The sequence below is a fragment of the Brachybacterium sp. P6-10-X1 genome, assembly GCF_001969445.1.
In the GTDB taxonomy this organism is placed as follows: Bacteria; Actinomycetota; Actinomycetes; order Actinomycetales; family Dermabacteraceae; genus Brachybacterium.
In genome coordinates this window covers 2,635,454-2,649,990 of record NZ_CP017297.1, presented here as the reverse complement: position 1 = coordinate 2,649,990, position 14,537 = coordinate 2,635,454, and the positions used below count along the sequence as shown (strand labels likewise).

The window sequence follows — 14,537 nt, the reverse complement described above, 5'->3', positions numbered from 1 at the left end:
GGGTCCGCATCCGGCGGCACCCCCACGAGGTGCTGGCGAATGATGTGCCGCTGGTTTCCGTCCGTGGACGCCAGCGGCACATCACTGCGTGGTCATCGTGGTGGGCGCGGCACCGACGGCGCCGCCTCAGCCCTGTGTGGCCTCGTACTGCCGGGCCTGGCGGCGGATGCCGGCGAAGCGGAACGGGCCCTGCGTCACCCGGGGCGTCTCGAGGTCGGTCACGCTGGCGTGCTCGGCGGCGTGCAGCTCGCGGTACTCGCTCAGCGACAGCGGGATGCGGGCGGCCAGCTCCGCGGTGACGGCCGCGCGGCGCCGCTGCTCCTGGTAGCCGGGCTGGACGATGCCGGTGAAGAACTCCCCGACCGCCCCCGAGCCGTAGCTGAACAGGCCGATGCGCTGCCCTGCCAGGTCGTCGTCGTGGTCCAGGAGTGCGGCGAGCCCTGCGTACAGCGACGCGGTGTAGGTGTTGCCGAGCTCGCGGTTGTAGGTGAAGGTCGCCTCCTGCAGCTCGTCGCCGAGCTCGACCCCGGTGTGCTGGGCCAGCCCCTTCAGGGCCTTGCGCGCCATCTTGGTGAACGGCTGGTGGAAGCAGAAGCGGTCGATCTGCTCGGCCCCGACGCCGCCGCCGGCGGTGAAGTCGTCCCATGCTGTGGTCAGCGCCCCGAGGTAGGCGGTCAGCGACAGCCGCCCGTCGACCACCGCGGTGGTGGAGTCGTTGGGCCGCCAGAAGTCGTCGACGTCGCGGGCGGCCACGCCGGAGACGGGCTCGATCGCGAGCTGGGCGGGGTCGGCGCTGACCAGCATCGCCACCGCGCCGGCGCCCTGGGTGGGCTCCCCGGGGGTGTCGAGCTCGTAGCGGGCCACGTCGCTGGCGATGACCAGCACGCGCTCCTGCGGGTTCCGCGCGACGATGCCGAGCGCGGACTGCAGCGCGGCGGTGGCGCCGTAGCAGGCCTGCTTGAACTCGGCCACGCGCATGGTGCGGGGAAGCCCCAGCAGCTCGTGGACGAACAGCCCCGCCGACTTCGACTGGTCCACGCCCGATTCGGTCGCGAACAGCACGGTGCGGATCCCCTCGGTGCCATGACGCTCCAGCAGGGGCTGCGCTGCGGCGGCGCCCATGGTCACGATGTCCTCGTCAGCGGCCGGGAAGCTCATCCGGTCCTGGCCGAGTCCGATCTGGTACTTCGCGGGGTCCACGCCCGTGGCCTCGGCCAGCTCCGCGAGGTCGACGACGTGGTGCGCCGTCGCCACCGCGAGGTCATGGATTCCGATCGACATCAGGCGTCACCCCTTGCGGCTCGTCGTTCCATGGCGACGTGCGCCGCCATCAGCTCTCCTGGATTGGTCTGCGCCGCCAGCAGCGACAGCTCTCCGCACAGGACCGTGGCGGCGGTGATCGCGGCCAGCCGGTTCGCGTTCTCCCCGTCGGCCCGCTCCTCCCGGCAGCCCAGGCGCTCCAGGGCCTCCTCGACCTCGGGGAGGTTCTTCCCGTTGCCCACGGTCCCGACGATCAGATGCGGCAGCGAGCAGGAGAAGTACAGCCCCTCCTCGCGCTCCTCGGCGAAGGTGATGCCCTGGGAGCCCTCGACGATGTTCGCCGCGTCCTGGCCGGTGGCCAGGTAGATCGCCAGCAGCATGTTCGCGTAGTGGGCGTTGGCCGAGCGCAGGGACCCGGCGACGGTCCCGCCGACGAGGTTCTTGCGCACCACCAGGTCGACCATCTGTGCCGCGCTGGTGCGCAGCCGCTGCTCGAGGACGTCGTGCGGGATGAGGATGTCGGCGACGACGCGACGGCCCCGGCCCAGGTCGCCGTTGACGGCGCTGGGCTTCTTGTCGGTGCAGTAGTTGCCGGAGACGGAGCCGTACTCGAGTCCCAGGTCCCAGGACAGGATCGTCTCCATCAGGGCCTCGGCGGCCTTGGTGACCATGTTGTGCCCAGAGGCGTCGCCGGTGGTCAGGGCGAAGCGGACGAACAGCAGGTTGCCGACGATCTCGGTGTGCAGGTCGATGAGGCGGGCGAAGCGGCTGCTCGCCTCGACGGTCGCCTGCAGCTGATCGAGGCGTTCGTGCAGGACCCGGTCGGCGGCGTGCGCGACGGCGGCATCGGGAGCGACGAACAGGCTGGAGCGGGCCATGCGGGCATCGATCAGGGTGGCGGTGATGCCGCCCTCGACGAGGCGGGAGACCTTGGCGCCGCGTCCCACCGAGGGCCACAGCGGGCTCTCGTAGGTGGCCAGCGGCACCTCGATCTCGCCGGTGGCGGCATTGCCGCTGATGCGGATCGGGCCGACCCAGCGGGTGGGCACCGGGGTGGCGTGGGGGGCGGTGCGTTCGCTCATGTCCTCGTCCTGGGTCGGGACGGCGGAGCCGTCGGGGTTCTCGGATCGGTCCGCGCCGACGTGTCCGGGTCGGCGACCGGCTCGGCACCCTGGCGCTCGCGGCGGGCGTAGCGGGCGGCGTCGAGACCGGTGAGCTCGCAGAACTCCCGCACCCGCCCGCGCAGCAGCAGGTCGGTCCGGGTGAGCTCGGCGGGGGTCCTGGCGCCGAACAGCGCCATCAGCTCCCTCAGCTGGGACAGCCAGCCACGGATCACGGCGGTCGCGTGCTCGGCGTCCCCGTCGTAGGCGGGCTTGAGGAAGGCGCCGGCCACCCCCGCGGCCCGGGCCCCCAGGGCGAGGGTCTTGACCACGTCCAGCGGAGTGCGCACCCCGCCGGAGGCCAGCAGCACCGGCGCCGGGCTCGGGGCGTCCAGCAGGCAGGTCACGGCGGACTGGCCGTGCCCGGCCAGGAACGAGTAGTCCTCCCCGGGGCGGCGCGAGTTCTCGATGCGTGCGAAGTCGGTGCCGCCGACGCCGCTGACGTCGGCGATCTGCACGCCCATCTCCTGCAGGCGGGTCAGCGTGCGGCGGCTGAGGCCGAAGCCGACCTCCTTGACCAGCACGGGCACGGGGGAGGCGGCGACCACGGCCTCCAGGGCCCGCGGCCAGCGGGAGAAGTCGCGGGTGCCCTCGGGCATCACCGTCTCCTGGACGGCGTTGAGGTGGATCTGCAGGGCATCGGCCTCGAGCAGGTCCACGGCGCGCCGGGCCTCCTCGGCACTGCGCCCGATGCCGAGGTTGGCCATCACGAAGCCGTCGGGATTCTCCTCGCGGATCACGCGGAAGCCGGGTGCGGTGGACGGATCGTCCAGGGCGATGCCCACGGAGCCCGAGGCCATCGCGATGCCGGTCTCGCGGGCGGCGATCGCCAGGGCGCGGTTGACGCTGGCGGTGCGGTCGGTGCCGCCGGTCATGCCGTTGATGTAGACCGGGGCGCTCCAGGCCCGATCCAGGACCTCGACGTCCAGGCGCACCTGCTCGGCGTCGAGCCCGTCGAGCGCGTGATGGAGGATCTGGACGTCGTCGAAGTCGTTGCGGAGCGCCGGGGCGGTCTGCTGGTCGTGGGCGAGGCGCAGATGGTCGTCCTTGCGGCGCCCGCTCGGGGAGGCGGTCTCACTCATCGGCGCTCCCCGGAAGGTGCTGGACCGACATGTCCAGGCGCCGGATGTCCTGGGCCTCCCAGGCGGACAGCAGCCTCTGCAGCGGGACGTCGGTGGGGGCCAGGACGATGCCGCAGTCCCCGCCGCCGGCGCCGGAGGGCTTGCCGGCGGTGCCGTGCCGTTCGGCGAGGTCGCACAGCAGGCGCAGCTCGTCGGTCTCGATGCGGATCCCGCTGGTCTCGCCGAGCCGCTGCAGCAGGCGCCGGGCCCGGCCGATGACGTCCAGGGCGCGGCGGCCGTCGTCGGCCCGCAGGCTCGCGACCAGGGCGTCGACGCAGTCGCGGCTCTCGTCCACGAAGCTCTCGTAGGGGCTGGCGGTGCGTCCGCTGGGCGGTCGCACCCCGCCGACCAGGCGCTCGGTGGAGGCGGGGGAGCCGGTCCAGCCCACCAGCAGCTCCAGTGACGAGGGGTCGGGCAGACGGTCCACCCGGTGCGGGGACCAGCCGGGGGAGGTCAGCGCCTTGGTCACGCCGTGGCGCTCCAGCGACTCGCGCAGGGTGACCCGGTCGGGGGCCGAGTAGCGGATCCAGCCGCCGTAGGTCGAGGCGGCCACGTCCCCGCCGGAGGCGTTGGGGGCGACCGTGATGGTCGACAGCAGGGCCAGGCGGAACCGCTCGGTGCGGCTCAGACCGAGGTCGTAGAACTCGTCGAGGGCGGCCACCACGGCGACGGTGACGGCGGCGGAGGAGCCCAGGCCGAACTTGCGGCCCGAGGAGTCGTCGAGGTCCGACTCGATGTGCAGGTCGAAGTAATGGGCGGGCAGTCCGCGCTCGTCGCGCAGCCGCTCCATCAGCGTGATCGCGCTGACCACGTAGTCGTAGGGCTGGTGCTCCACGACGATGTTCACGGAGTGCTCGGGGCCCTCCGCACGGGTCCACACCACCGGGGCCTGCCCGTACTCGCGCGAGTGCACGCGGCCGACGTCGTCGCTGGGGGCCAGGTGGACCGTCAGGAAACGATCGACGGCGATGAGGACGGCGGGCTCGCCCGGTTCGACGACGGCGTATTCGCCGGCGATGAAGAGCTTGCCCGGTGCGCGGGTGACGATCATGCGCTCTCCTCGGTGGGGATCAGGTGGGCGCCGGGGCCGGCCCCGACGATGCGGACGTCGCCATGGTCGGCGAGGTGCTCGGCCACGGCCTCGGCCTCGGCGGGGCGGCTGATCACCACGACGTTGGGGCCGGCATCGGCCGTGGCGTACGCCTCGATGCCGCGGGTGCGCAGCTGCTCGACGGCGTCGAACACGGCGACGGAGGTGGAGCGCAGGTACCGGATCGGCGGCTCGCAGGCCTCGATCGCGGCGTGCATGCGCAGCGCGTTGGACTCGGTGATCTCACCGACGCGGGTGAAGTCCCCGGCGCGGCAGGCCGCGGACATCTCCTCGAGGCTGCGGGCGGTCGAGTCGACCCAGCCGGAGTAGTACGGGGAGGTGGCCGCGGTACGGCGCATCCCCTCGCGGCTGGAGACCTTCTTCTGTCCCGGATCGACGGTCACGATGACCATGGACATCTCCGGGCCCTCGATCGGCTCGGCGAAGGAGGAGGCGTCGTCGTCCCCGGCGTGCCAGATCCCCAGGCCGGCCACCAGCGAGCGGGTCGCCGAGCCGGAGCCGCGCCGCGCCAGGCGGCTGAGCTCGGTGCGGTCGAGGTCGAGGCCGTAGGCGGCGGCCGCGGCGACGGCGAGAGCGGCGAAGCCCGAGGCGGAGGAGGCCAGACCCGCCCCGGTGGGAGCCTCGTTGCGGGAATCGACCACGGCATGGGCGGAGGAGTCGGCGCGCGCGGCGGAACCGGCACGGGCACGGACCAGGTCGAGGAAGCGGGTGACCTGCACGGTCTGCCCCGGCGTGGCGGCGGCGCCGCCCAGGACGAAGCGATCCTCGGTGGCCGAGGGGTCGAGGGAGACCGTGGTGGTGGTGGCGTAGGCGTCCAGCGTGAGCGAGAGGCTGCCGGCAGCGGGCAGCATGAGCTCCTCGTCCCGCTTGCCCCAGTACTTCACCAGCGCGATGTTGGGGTGCGCGCGTGCTGTCGCCGTGGTCATGCCGTCTCTCCGATCACCGTGGTCCACACCTGTGCCGCTCCGGCCTCCTCGAGCGCACGGGAGAGCTGCCCGGCCTCGGCCGCGGACGGGGCGAGGGCGATGATGCACCCTCCCTGACCGCCGCCGGTGAGCTTGGCGCCGGGGGAGCCGGCGGCATGCGCCGCCTGGACGAGGGTATCCAGCTCGGGGTTGCTCACACCGAGCTCGCGCAGCAGTTCGTGGGCGCTGCGCAGGCGAAAGCCCAGCTCCGCGGCGTCCCCGGTGGCCAGGTCCGTGACGGATCCCTCGGCCAGCTCGCCGAGACGGGCGATCGCGGCGTCGGTCGCCAGCGGTTCGCGCTCGCGCAGGGCACGGACGGAGGCCACGGCCGTCGAGGTCGCACCCGGTCGCCCGGTATCGGCGATCACGAGGCTGAAGGAGGATCCGACGGGCAGGGACTGGAAGGCGCCCAGCTCGAAGCGGATCGGTGCCGCGGAGACGACGGTGCGGGCATCGATGCCGCTGGGGGTGCCGTGGGCGGCGCGCTCGGCTTCCTGGATGAGCTCATGCTCCTCGGGGACCGAGAGGGTGATGCCGGCGGCGTCCGCGACGGCCCGCACGATCGCGGCGGCGATCGCGGCGCTGGAGCCGAGGCCGCGAGCGATCGGCAGGGTGGACTCGGTGAGCAGCTCGAGACCCTCCCGGGGGAGGCCGACGTGGGCTGCCGCCGCCCTCCAGGCGGCCTGCACGGGCGCGAGGCGCGAGGGGGCGTCGGAGGCCGTGCCCCGATAGAGGGCGCTGCTGATCAGGGAGCCGGCCGCGGGCCGCAGGGTCGCCGTCGAGGTGAGCGTGCTGACCGGTACCGCGATGGCGGGCGTGCCGTAGACGACCGAGTGCTCCCCCAGCAGGATCGCCTTCGCGTGAGCGCGCCCCGTGCCGAGGACGGCAGGGGCGTGCACCGGGGCGGGAGGATGTGAGGTCAATCGAACTCGGGAACCTGTCTCGTGAGTGCGTCAGGTGCAATGCGTCAGCAGAACTTCAACGGCCCAAGATATCTGCGCCATGACCAGCATGGAGCATGAATGTGCTCGGTGCGATACGTCCCGGGCGATCCACACGGGACTCTCACGAATCGTCCACCCTGGGAGGACGGTGACGAGGCGGGGGCGCACCGTATGCCCTGTACGTCGCTTCTGCGGTGGGCGTGACCGGACGGTGATGTGCGGCCCGTCGCACTCCTCGTGGTCCCCGCGGCACCGGAGTCGCGGGTCGCCCGCAGCTCGTCGCCTGAGGCGTCCTCACCGCGGCGGAGGGCGGAAGGTCTCCAGCTCGACGCTGGCGCGCACCAGCTCGCGGATCGATCCGCGATCCGCGGGAACGGCCCCGAGCGCGGCGGCCTGCAGCGCGAGGTTGCCCAGCGCCGTCGCCTCCATCGGACCGGCGACGACCTCGATCCCCAGCGCGTCCGCGGTGAGCCGGTTCAGCAGGGCGTTGCGGCTGCCGCCGCCGACGACGTGCAGCCGGTCGGGTTTCGGCACGCCCGCGATCCGGCAGGCGGTGGCCAGCTGATCGCGGTACGTCAGGGCGAGGGATTCGAGGATGCAGCGCACCACCTGCGCGGGGGTGGTGAGAGCGGGGGCGTCCGGCAGCGGACCTGAGACGGCGGAGCTTTCGGTCGGTCTCTCCGGGGCTGGGTCAGCGGGGTTGGCGAGGCCGCCGGGGCCGGCAGGGTCGGTCGGATCGGGCGGATCGGCGCGGTCGGCACGGACGGGTCGCGCGGCGGCGATCACCCGATCGGCCATCCCTCCCGGGGCCAGGAACTGCGGATCGGTGGGGTCGATCAGCGCGCGGGCGGGCGGTTCGGCGGCGGCCGCCGTCAGCAGAGTCTCCAGATCCACGTCGAGACCCTCGTCCTGCCATTGCCGGATCGATTCGCTGACCAGCCACATCCCCGCGACGTTCTGGAGGAAGCGGATGGTCCCGTCGACTCCGCCCTCGTTCGTGAACCCGGCCTCGAGGGCCTCGGGCGTGGCGACAGGCCCGGTCAGCTCGAGGCCGATCAGCGACCAGGTGCCCGAGGAGATGTAGGCGACCGTCCCGGTACCCGTGGCGGGGACGGCGAGCACGGCGGAGGCGGTGTCGTGGGAGCCGACGGCGATCACCGTCACCTCCCCGATCCCGAGCTCCGTGCCCAGGTCGGGACGCACGGTGCCGAGCAGCTCGCCCGGCGCGATGAACGGGGCCAGCAGCTCCGGGTCGATCCCCGCTCCGGTCAGCAGCTCCTCGGCCCAATCGGCCCCGCCCACGGCCAGCATCCCGGTGCTGGAGGCGTTGGTCAGCTCCGTGCGCCGCCGCCCGGTCAGCAGGTGCCCGATCGCATCGGGGAGCATCAGCAGCGTCGTGCCGACGGGGAGGTCGGCGAGGCGGTCGTCGGCCACCAGCTGGTAGAGCGTGTTGAAGGGCTGCTGGGCGATGCCGGTCAGCGCGTACTGCCGCTCCCGGGAGACCGTGACGGCGAACTGCTCGGCGATCCCGTCGGTGCGGTCGTCGCGGTAGGCGATGACCTCGCCATGACGACGGCCGGAGCTCGGGGCGGGCCGCGGGCCGTTGCTCGCGGTGCGGCGCGGGTCAGGACTCGCGGCGGGACGTGGGCCGGGGCCCGAGGTGGGGGAGCCGTCGGGCTCGTGCTGCTCGGGGCCGACGAGTGCGTAGTCCACCGCCCAGGAGTCGACACCGATCGAGTCCAGCCCCTCCAGCCCGCGCGCCACCGCGAGGTCGTGCGCTTCGGTCAGCCCGTGGCGGATCTCGGCCCAGAGCGCGTCGAGATCCCAGCACAGGTTCCCGTCGACCCGCTCCAGGCGGTTCTCGAAGCGGCGCGCCGGGACCATCTCGATCCGGCCGTCGGCGACGATGCCCAGCATCACACGGCCCGAGGTCGCCCCGAGGTCGATCGCGGCGATCGCTCGCGGAGCGGTGCCCCGGGCGTGCGGTGCCGGGCGGGCGACGGCGGGCCGACGCTCGGCGGCACCGCGCGCGCCCGGACCGGCGGGCTCGGGCGCCCTCATCGCAGGAAGGCGGCGGCGACCCCGGCGTCGACCGGGACGTGCAGGCCGGTGGTGTGGGAGAGGTCCCCGGCGGTCAGCGCGAACACCGCATTCGCCACGTTCGCGGGCAGCACCTCGCGCTTCAGCAGGGTGCGCTGGGCATAGAACTCCCCGAGCTCCTCCTCCTCGACGCCGTAGACCTTCGCCCGCGACGCGCCCCAGCCCCCGGCGAAGATGCCGGAGCCGCGCACCACCCCGTCGGGGTTGATGCCGTTGACCCGGATCTGGTGCCCGCCGAGCTCCGCGGCCAGCAGCCGCACCTGGTGGGCCTGATCGGCCTTGGTCGCCGAGTAGGCGATGTTGTTGGGCCCGGCGAACACCGAGTTCTTCGAGGAGATGTAGACGATGTCCCCGCCCATGGCCTGGTCGATCATCACCCGCGCCGTCTCCCGCGAGACGAGGAAGGAGCCGCGGGCCATCACGTCGTGCTGCAGGTCCCAGTCCTTCGCGGTGGTCTCCAGCAGGGGCTTGGACAGCGACAGCCCGGCGTTGTTCACGATCAGGTCGAGCCCGCCGAAGGCGAGCACCGCCTCGGCCACGGCAGCGATCACGGCCCCTTCGTCGGAGACGTCCGCCTTCAGCGCGACGGCTGTATCGGGGCCTCCCAGTTCCTCGGCGACCGCCTGCGCGGCCTCGAGGTCCAGGTCGGCGATGACCACGCAGGCACCTTCGGCGACCAAGCGGGTCGCCGTGGCCTTGCCGATGCCGGAGCCGCCACCGGTCACCAGCGCCACGCGCGTCGCGAGCGGCTTGGGCGCCGGCTTGCGCTGCAGCTTCGCCTCCTCGAGGGCCCAGTACTCGATGCGGAACTTCTCGGATTCCGCGATGGGGGAGTAGGCCGAGATCGCCTCGGCGCCGCGCATGACGTTGATGGCGTTGACGTAGAACTCGCCGGCCACCCGGGCGGTCTGCTTGTCGGCGCCGAAGGAGAACATGCCGACGCCCGGGACCAGCACGATCGCCGGGTCCGCCCCGCGCATCGCGGGGGAATCAGCATCCGCGTGGCGCTCGTAGTAGGCGGTGTAGTCCGCGCGGTAGGCCTCGTGCAGCTCCTGCAGCCGGGCGACCGACTCCTCGACGGAGGCGTTCGCCGGGAGGTCCAGCACGAGGGGCTTGACCTTCGTGCGCAGGAAGTGGTCCGGGCAGGAGGTGCCCTGATCGGCCAGCTTCCCCAATTTCTCACCGGCGAGGAACTCGTGGACGGCATCGGTATCGGTCCAGTGCCCGACCTTCGCAGCGTCGGTCGAGGCGAGGCCCCGGATCACCGGGAACAGGGCCGAGGCCTTCGCCCGGCGCTCCGCCTCCGGGAGCGCCGCGCGCGAAGCATCGTGGGCGCCGAAGGGCTCGGTAGCCCCGGTGCGCTCGATGAACTCGGTCGCCTCGGTGATGATCCGCAGGGAGTTCGCCTGCGCGTCCTCGGAGGTCTCTCCCCAGGCGGTGATGCCGTGTCCGCCGAGGATGCAGCCGATGGCCTGAGGGTTCTCCCGCTGGATGGCGGCGATGTCCAGTCCCAGCTGGAACCCGGGCCGACGCCACGGCACCCACACCACGGCGTCGCCGAAGCACTCGCGGGTCAGGCGCTCCCCGTCGGCCGACGTCGCCAGCGCGATCCCGGCATCGGGGTGCAGATGATCCACGTGCGCGGCCTCGACCAGGGCGTGCATGGCGGTGTCGATGCTCGGGGCGGCGCCGCCCTTCCCGTGCAGGCAGTGATCGAAGGCGGCGACCATCTCGTCCTCGCGCTCGAGACCGGGGTAGACGTCGGCCAGAGCGCGCACGCGGTCCAGCCGCAGCACCGCCAGCCCGCTCTCGGTCAGGGTGCCGAGGTCACCACCGGACCCCTTGACCCACAGCAGCTCCGTCTCCTGCCTGGTGACCGGATCGGTGTCGGTGCCCTTGGCGGAGGTGTTGCCGCCGGCGTAGTTGGTGTTCTTCGGGTCTGCTCCGAGCTCGTGCGAACGGGCCAGGAGGGCCGCGACGGTCGGGTTCGTCGGCCCCGCCGAGGGGGTCGTGGACGTGCTGGTCATGCTCAGGCCCCCCATCCCATCTGGTGGCCGCCGACGCGCTCGGCGGCGACCTTCTCCTCGTACCCGCCGGCCCGGAAGGCCGCGAACGGATCTGCGGGCAGCCCGCGCTCCTCGCGGAAGGCGGCCAGCGCCGGGCGCACGTCGGTCCAGAAGGCATCCATCAGGATGTCGTTCGCCTCCAGCACGTCGTTGCGCTCCTGGGCGTCGGCGAGGGCCTCGCGGTCCACCAGCAGTGCTTTGGCCAGGGTCTCCTGGACGTTCAGCACCGATCGGATCTGGGCCTGGATCTTCGACTCCAGGTTGTGGCACTGGTCGAGCATGAAGTTCACGCCGGCCGCGGGGCGGTGCGCGTCCTGCTGGACGATCTCGAACAGGATGCGGAACAGCTGGAACGGATCCGCCGCGCCCACGATCAGGTCGTCGTCGGCGTAGTTGCGGGAGTTGAAGTCGAAGGCGCCCAGGCGGTTCTGCCGCAGCAGCTGGGCGACGATGAACTCGATGTTGGTGCCGGGGGCGTGGTGGCCGGTGTCCAGCACCACCTGCGCCTGCTCGCCGAGGGCCAGGCAGTGCAGCAGGCTCGTGCCCCAGTCCGGGACATCCGTGTGGTAGAACGCCGGCTCGAAGAACTTGTACTCCAGCACCAGGCGCTCGCCGTCGCGAAGGCCCCGGTAGATCTCCTGCAGGGACTCCGCCAGACGATCCTGACGGGCACGGATCGAGTCCTGGCCGGCGTAGTTCGTGCCGTCGGCCAGCCAGATCTTCACCTCCGTCGAACCGGTGGCGCGCATGACGTCCAGGCACTCCAGGTGGTGGTCGATCGCGCGGCGGCGCACGGTCCTGTCACCGGCCGTGAGGGAGCCGAACTTGTACTCGTCGTCCTGGAAGGTGTTGGAGTTGATCATGCCGATCTGCATGTTCTGCGCGGCCGCGTACTCGCGCAGCGCGCCGAAGTCCTCGACCTTGTCCCAGGGGTAGTGCAGCGAGACGCGCGGGGCGGAGCCGGTGTAGGCGTGGGTCTGCGCGGCGTCGGCGATCTTCTCGAAGGGGTCGCGCGGGGTGCCGGGGGTGCCGAACACCTTGAACCGGGTGCCCGAGTTGCCGTAACCCCAGCTGGGGACCTCGATGGTGAACTCGGCGAGGTCGCGGGCGACGTCGACGGGAAGGGCGGTGGGAGTGGGCATGGTGGGCTCCTTCGGATGCTCGCGGACGACGTCCGTGAGGTGCGCAGCGGGATGAGCGGCCAGAGCGGCAGCGGCGCCGGGCACCGTCCCGCGAGATTCTCGCGCGAGGCCGACGCGCTTCCGTCGGTCGCTGCCGCCCACCCTGCTATTGAAACGACTCATAAATGAACGTAGCATTCCCGCGACCGAGTCACAAGGTGCCGCGCTGTCCCCGCGGCGCGCTTCCCGCCTGCGATCCCCACTGCTCGAAGGAGAGCCCATGACCGCCCAGTCCCGCGAGACGACGCTGCCCACGGGGCCCCGGCCCGGATCCGTGCGCGGGTGGAAGGCCACCATCGCGGTGGCGATGTCGAACTACATCGAGGCCGGCTCCATCATCGCGCTGGCCACCAGCCTCACCCTGTGGCAGGAGTACTTCGGCTTCTCGAACTGGATGGTGGGTCTGGTCGCCGCCGTCTCCGCGAATGCTTTCGGTGCCGCGGTGGGGGCGATGATCGGCGGTCCGCTCGGGGACCGCTACGGACGCAAGTTCATCTACACCTACGACCTCATCCTGTACATGGTCGGCACCCTCCTGGTCGTCTTCGCCGGACAGGCCTGGATGCTCCTGCTCGGTGTCATCCTCACCGGCATCGCTGTCGGCGCCGGTGTTCCCGTGGCCTGGACCTACATCGCCGAACAGGCTCCGCACGCCCACCGCGCCCGCCACGTGGGGACCGCTCAGCTGGCCTGGTCCTTGGGGCCTGCCGTCGTGTTCGCCATCGCGACCGCGCTGGTGCCGCTGGGTCTGCTCGGCACACGGATCGTCTTCGCTCACCTCTTCGTGATCGCCTTCATCACCTGGTGGGTACGCCGAGGCCTGGCCGAATCCAGCATCTGGGCGGAGCAGAAGAGGAAGCGTGACTCGGCAGCCGCGGAGGGCGCACCGGTGCAGCATCGCGGCCCGAAGGAGCTGTTGTCCCACCCTCGCAATCTGAAGGCGCTGCTGTTCCTCATCGGCGTCTATGCGCTGTGGAACACCGTCGCCGGACAGATGGGCATCTTCATGCCCCGCGTCTACGAGACCGCTGGGGTCGCGAGCGCGGCCGGCCAGAACCTGCTCCAGGTGCTGCTGTGGACCATGACCGTGGTGGCGACCTACTTCGGCTTCATGCTGCTGGGGGACCGGATCGATCGTCGCCTGCTGTACGGCATCGGAGCGGTGCTCGGGATCCTGGCCTGGGTGCTGCTGGTGTTCGTGCACGTCACCACGCCGCTGCTGATCCTGTTCGCCGTGGTCTGGGGCGTGGCTGCCGGCATCGGTGCCCAGGCGTTCTATGCGCTGTGGACCGCCGAGATGTTCGCGACCCCCTATCGGGCCAGCGCCCAGGGCGTGGTGTTCTTCGTGGCCCGCATCGCCGTGGGAGTGCTCAGCTATTTCTTTCCCACGCTGCTCGCCGCCCAGGGTGTGCCGTTCGTCGGCGGGATCATGATCGCCCTGCTGGTCGGCGCGCTGTTGATCGGGGTGATCGGGGCGCCGGACACCCGCGGCAAGACCCTTGAACAGATCGAGGTCGAGCGCTATGGGCAGCGCGTCGACGCATGATGGCCCCATGGCGCGGCGCCGCCTCGTCGTCCGCCTCCCCACCAGAACCGGAGTGCTCCATGACCCAGCCGCAGACCACCGTCCGGACCCCGTCCACCCCGACCGACCCCGGCGAGATGGAACGCCGGATGCGCCGTCTCGGCGACGCCGCCACCTGGGCAGATGTCGACCCCGTGGCCCATCGTGCCTGGGACGAGCCCTACGGCCCCGCCGAACAGTGGGAGCTGAGGATCGAGGACCGGGAGATCCCCGGCCCCCACGGGCCGATCCCGGTGCGTCTCTACACCCCACCCGCTGCGGCCGACGGGCCCCGGCGGGGCCTGGTGTGGTGCCACGGCGGCGGCTTCGTGCACGGCGACCTCGACATGCCCGAGGGCGACCACGTCGCGCGCGGCATCGCCGGCCGCGCGGACGCCGTGGTGGTCTCGGTCGACTACCGGCTGTGCGACGGGATCGACGGGACCCCCGCGCGCGCGTTCCCCGGCAGCCCTGCGCCCGTGAACGCTCCGATCCCGCTGGATGACGTGTGCGCCGCCGTGACCTGGACCCGAGAGCACTCCGAGGAGCTCGGCATCGAACGCGCCCGGATGGCGATCGGCGGCGCCAGCGCGGGCGGCAATCTCGCCGCGGCCGCCTCGCTGCGCCTGGCCGAGGAGGGCGCTCCACCGGCCGCCTCGCTGCTGATGTACCTGGTCGCGCACCCGCTCTGCCCGGAGCCGACGCGCGAGGAGACCACGGCGCTCGCCGCGACCCCGACCCTGCTGCGCTTCCTGCCGGGGACCATGCGCGCCATGTCGGAGAACTACATCGGCCGCGCCCTCGAGGACGCCCGGCCCCACGACTTCCCGGGACTGGCGGGGCGCGAGCAGCTGACCCTCCTGCCCCGCACCTATATCGAGGCCGGCGAGTTCGACGACCTGCGCGTCAGCGCACGCCGCTACGCGGAGCAGCTGGACGAGGCCGGTGTGGACGTCGAACATGTCGTGCGCCGCGGCGTCGGACACGGGCATCTGAACCGCGTCGGCCTGCCCCAGGCCGCCGACTCGATGGACCGCATGACAGCCATCCTCCAGGAGCTCTGAG

At 72.1% G+C, this 14,537-nt stretch carries 11 protein-coding genes; 2 read left to right on the top strand and 9 right to left on the bottom strand.

Features of this window, described 5'->3' with window-relative positions:
* Positions 1-126 precede the first annotated feature (126 nt).
* The 9 genes from BH708_RS11910 to rhaI form a co-directional block, all read right to left on the bottom strand.
* Positions 127-1,281, bottom strand: a complete 1,155-nt coding sequence (locus BH708_RS11910; RefSeq protein WP_253705314.1) for a hydroxymethylglutaryl-CoA synthase — start codon at positions 1,279-1,281, stop codon at positions 127-129.
* Positions 1,281-2,342, bottom strand: a complete 1,062-nt coding sequence (locus BH708_RS11905) for a hydroxymethylglutaryl-CoA reductase (protein ID WP_076808918.1) — start codon at positions 2,340-2,342, stop codon at positions 1,281-1,283. The genes BH708_RS11910 and BH708_RS11905 overlap by 1 nt, the downstream gene beginning before the upstream one ends.
* Positions 2,339-3,502: a type 2 isopentenyl-diphosphate Delta-isomerase gene (gene fni / locus BH708_RS11900; protein WP_083713546.1), complete on the bottom strand. Its 1,164-nt coding sequence runs from the start codon at positions 3,500-3,502 to the stop codon at positions 2,339-2,341. The genes BH708_RS11905 and fni overlap by 4 nt, the downstream gene beginning before the upstream one ends.
* The gene (locus BH708_RS11895) at positions 3,495-4,592 is read right to left on the bottom strand and encodes a phosphomevalonate kinase (RefSeq protein WP_076808917.1); all 1,098 of its coding nucleotides are present in this window, start codon (positions 4,590-4,592) and stop codon (positions 3,495-3,497) included. Before BH708_RS11895 ends, fni begins: the two co-directional genes overlap by 8 nt.
* Positions 4,589-5,578, bottom strand: a complete 990-nt coding sequence (mvaD, locus tag BH708_RS11890) for a diphosphomevalonate decarboxylase (protein WP_076808916.1) — start codon at positions 5,576-5,578, stop codon at positions 4,589-4,591. Before mvaD ends, BH708_RS11895 begins: the two co-directional genes overlap by 4 nt.
* Positions 5,575-6,516, bottom strand: a complete 942-nt coding sequence (gene mvk / locus BH708_RS11885) for a mevalonate kinase (RefSeq protein ID WP_076808914.1) — start codon at positions 6,514-6,516, stop codon at positions 5,575-5,577. The genes mvaD and mvk overlap by 4 nt, the downstream gene beginning before the upstream one ends.
* 339 nt (positions 6,517-6,855) lie before the next feature.
* Entirely contained in the window at positions 6,856-8,622 is a 1,767-nt protein-coding gene (locus BH708_RS11880; RefSeq protein ID WP_083713543.1) for a rhamnulokinase family protein, read from the bottom strand.
* Complete coding sequence (locus tag BH708_RS11875; RefSeq protein ID WP_371329787.1) at positions 8,619-10,703, bottom strand: bifunctional aldolase/short-chain dehydrogenase; 2,085 nt, start codon at positions 10,701-10,703, stop codon at positions 8,619-8,621. The genes BH708_RS11880 and BH708_RS11875 overlap by 4 nt, the downstream gene beginning before the upstream one ends.
* On the bottom strand, positions 10,691-11,869 hold the full coding sequence (gene rhaI / locus BH708_RS11870) for an L-rhamnose isomerase (protein ID WP_076808912.1): 1,179 nt from the start codon (positions 11,867-11,869) through the stop codon (positions 10,691-10,693). The genes BH708_RS11875 and rhaI overlap by 13 nt, the downstream gene beginning before the upstream one ends.
* 259 nt (positions 11,870-12,128) lie before the next feature.
* Here rhaI and BH708_RS11865 point away from each other — a divergent pair, with 259 nt between their 5' ends.
* Positions 12,129-13,454 (top strand): MFS transporter, encoded by a 1,326-nt coding sequence (locus BH708_RS11865; RefSeq protein ID WP_076808910.1) that lies wholly within the window; start codon positions 12,129-12,131, stop codon positions 13,452-13,454.
* Positions 13,455-13,513: 59 nt separating this feature from the next.
* Positions 13,514-14,536 carry an alpha/beta hydrolase gene (locus tag BH708_RS11860; RefSeq protein ID WP_076808908.1) on the top strand — a complete coding sequence of 341 codons (1,023 nt, stop codon included), beginning with the start codon at positions 13,514-13,516 and terminating at the stop codon, positions 14,534-14,536.
* Position 14,537 lies beyond the last annotated feature (1 nt).

What these genes read in the sequence shown, in the direction of transcription:
- BH708_RS11865 (WP_076808910.1), top strand. Translation starts at nt 12,129, where the DNA reads ATGACCGCCCAGTCCCGCGAGACGACGCTGCCCACGGGGCCCCGGCCC.
- BH708_RS11875 (WP_371329787.1), bottom strand. Translation starts at nt 10,703, where the DNA reads ATGGGGGGCCTGAGCATGACCAGCACGTCCACGACCCCCTCGGCGGGG.
- BH708_RS11910 (WP_253705314.1), bottom strand. Translation starts at nt 1,281, where the DNA reads ATGTCGATCGGAATCCATGACCTCGCGGTGGCGACGGCGCACCACGTC.
- BH708_RS11905 (WP_076808918.1), bottom strand. Translation starts at nt 2,342, where the DNA reads ATGAGCGAACGCACCGCCCCCCACGCCACCCCGGTGCCCACCCGCTGG.
- rhaI (WP_076808912.1), bottom strand. Translation starts at nt 11,869, where the DNA reads ATGCCCACTCCCACCGCCCTTCCCGTCGACGTCGCCCGCGACCTCGCC.
- mvaD (WP_076808916.1), bottom strand. Translation starts at nt 5,578, where the DNA reads ATGACCACGGCGACAGCACGCGCGCACCCCAACATCGCGCTGGTGAAG.
- BH708_RS11880 (WP_083713543.1), bottom strand. Translation starts at nt 8,622, where the DNA reads ATGAGGGCGCCCGAGCCCGCCGGTCCGGGCGCGCGCGGTGCCGCCGAG.
- fni (WP_083713546.1), bottom strand. Translation starts at nt 3,502, where the DNA reads ATGAGTGAGACCGCCTCCCCGAGCGGGCGCCGCAAGGACGACCATCTG.
- BH708_RS11895 (WP_076808917.1), bottom strand. Translation starts at nt 4,592, where the DNA reads ATGATCGTCACCCGCGCACCGGGCAAGCTCTTCATCGCCGGCGAATAC.
- BH708_RS11860 (WP_076808908.1), top strand. Translation starts at nt 13,514, where the DNA reads ATGACCCAGCCGCAGACCACCGTCCGGACCCCGTCCACCCCGACCGAC.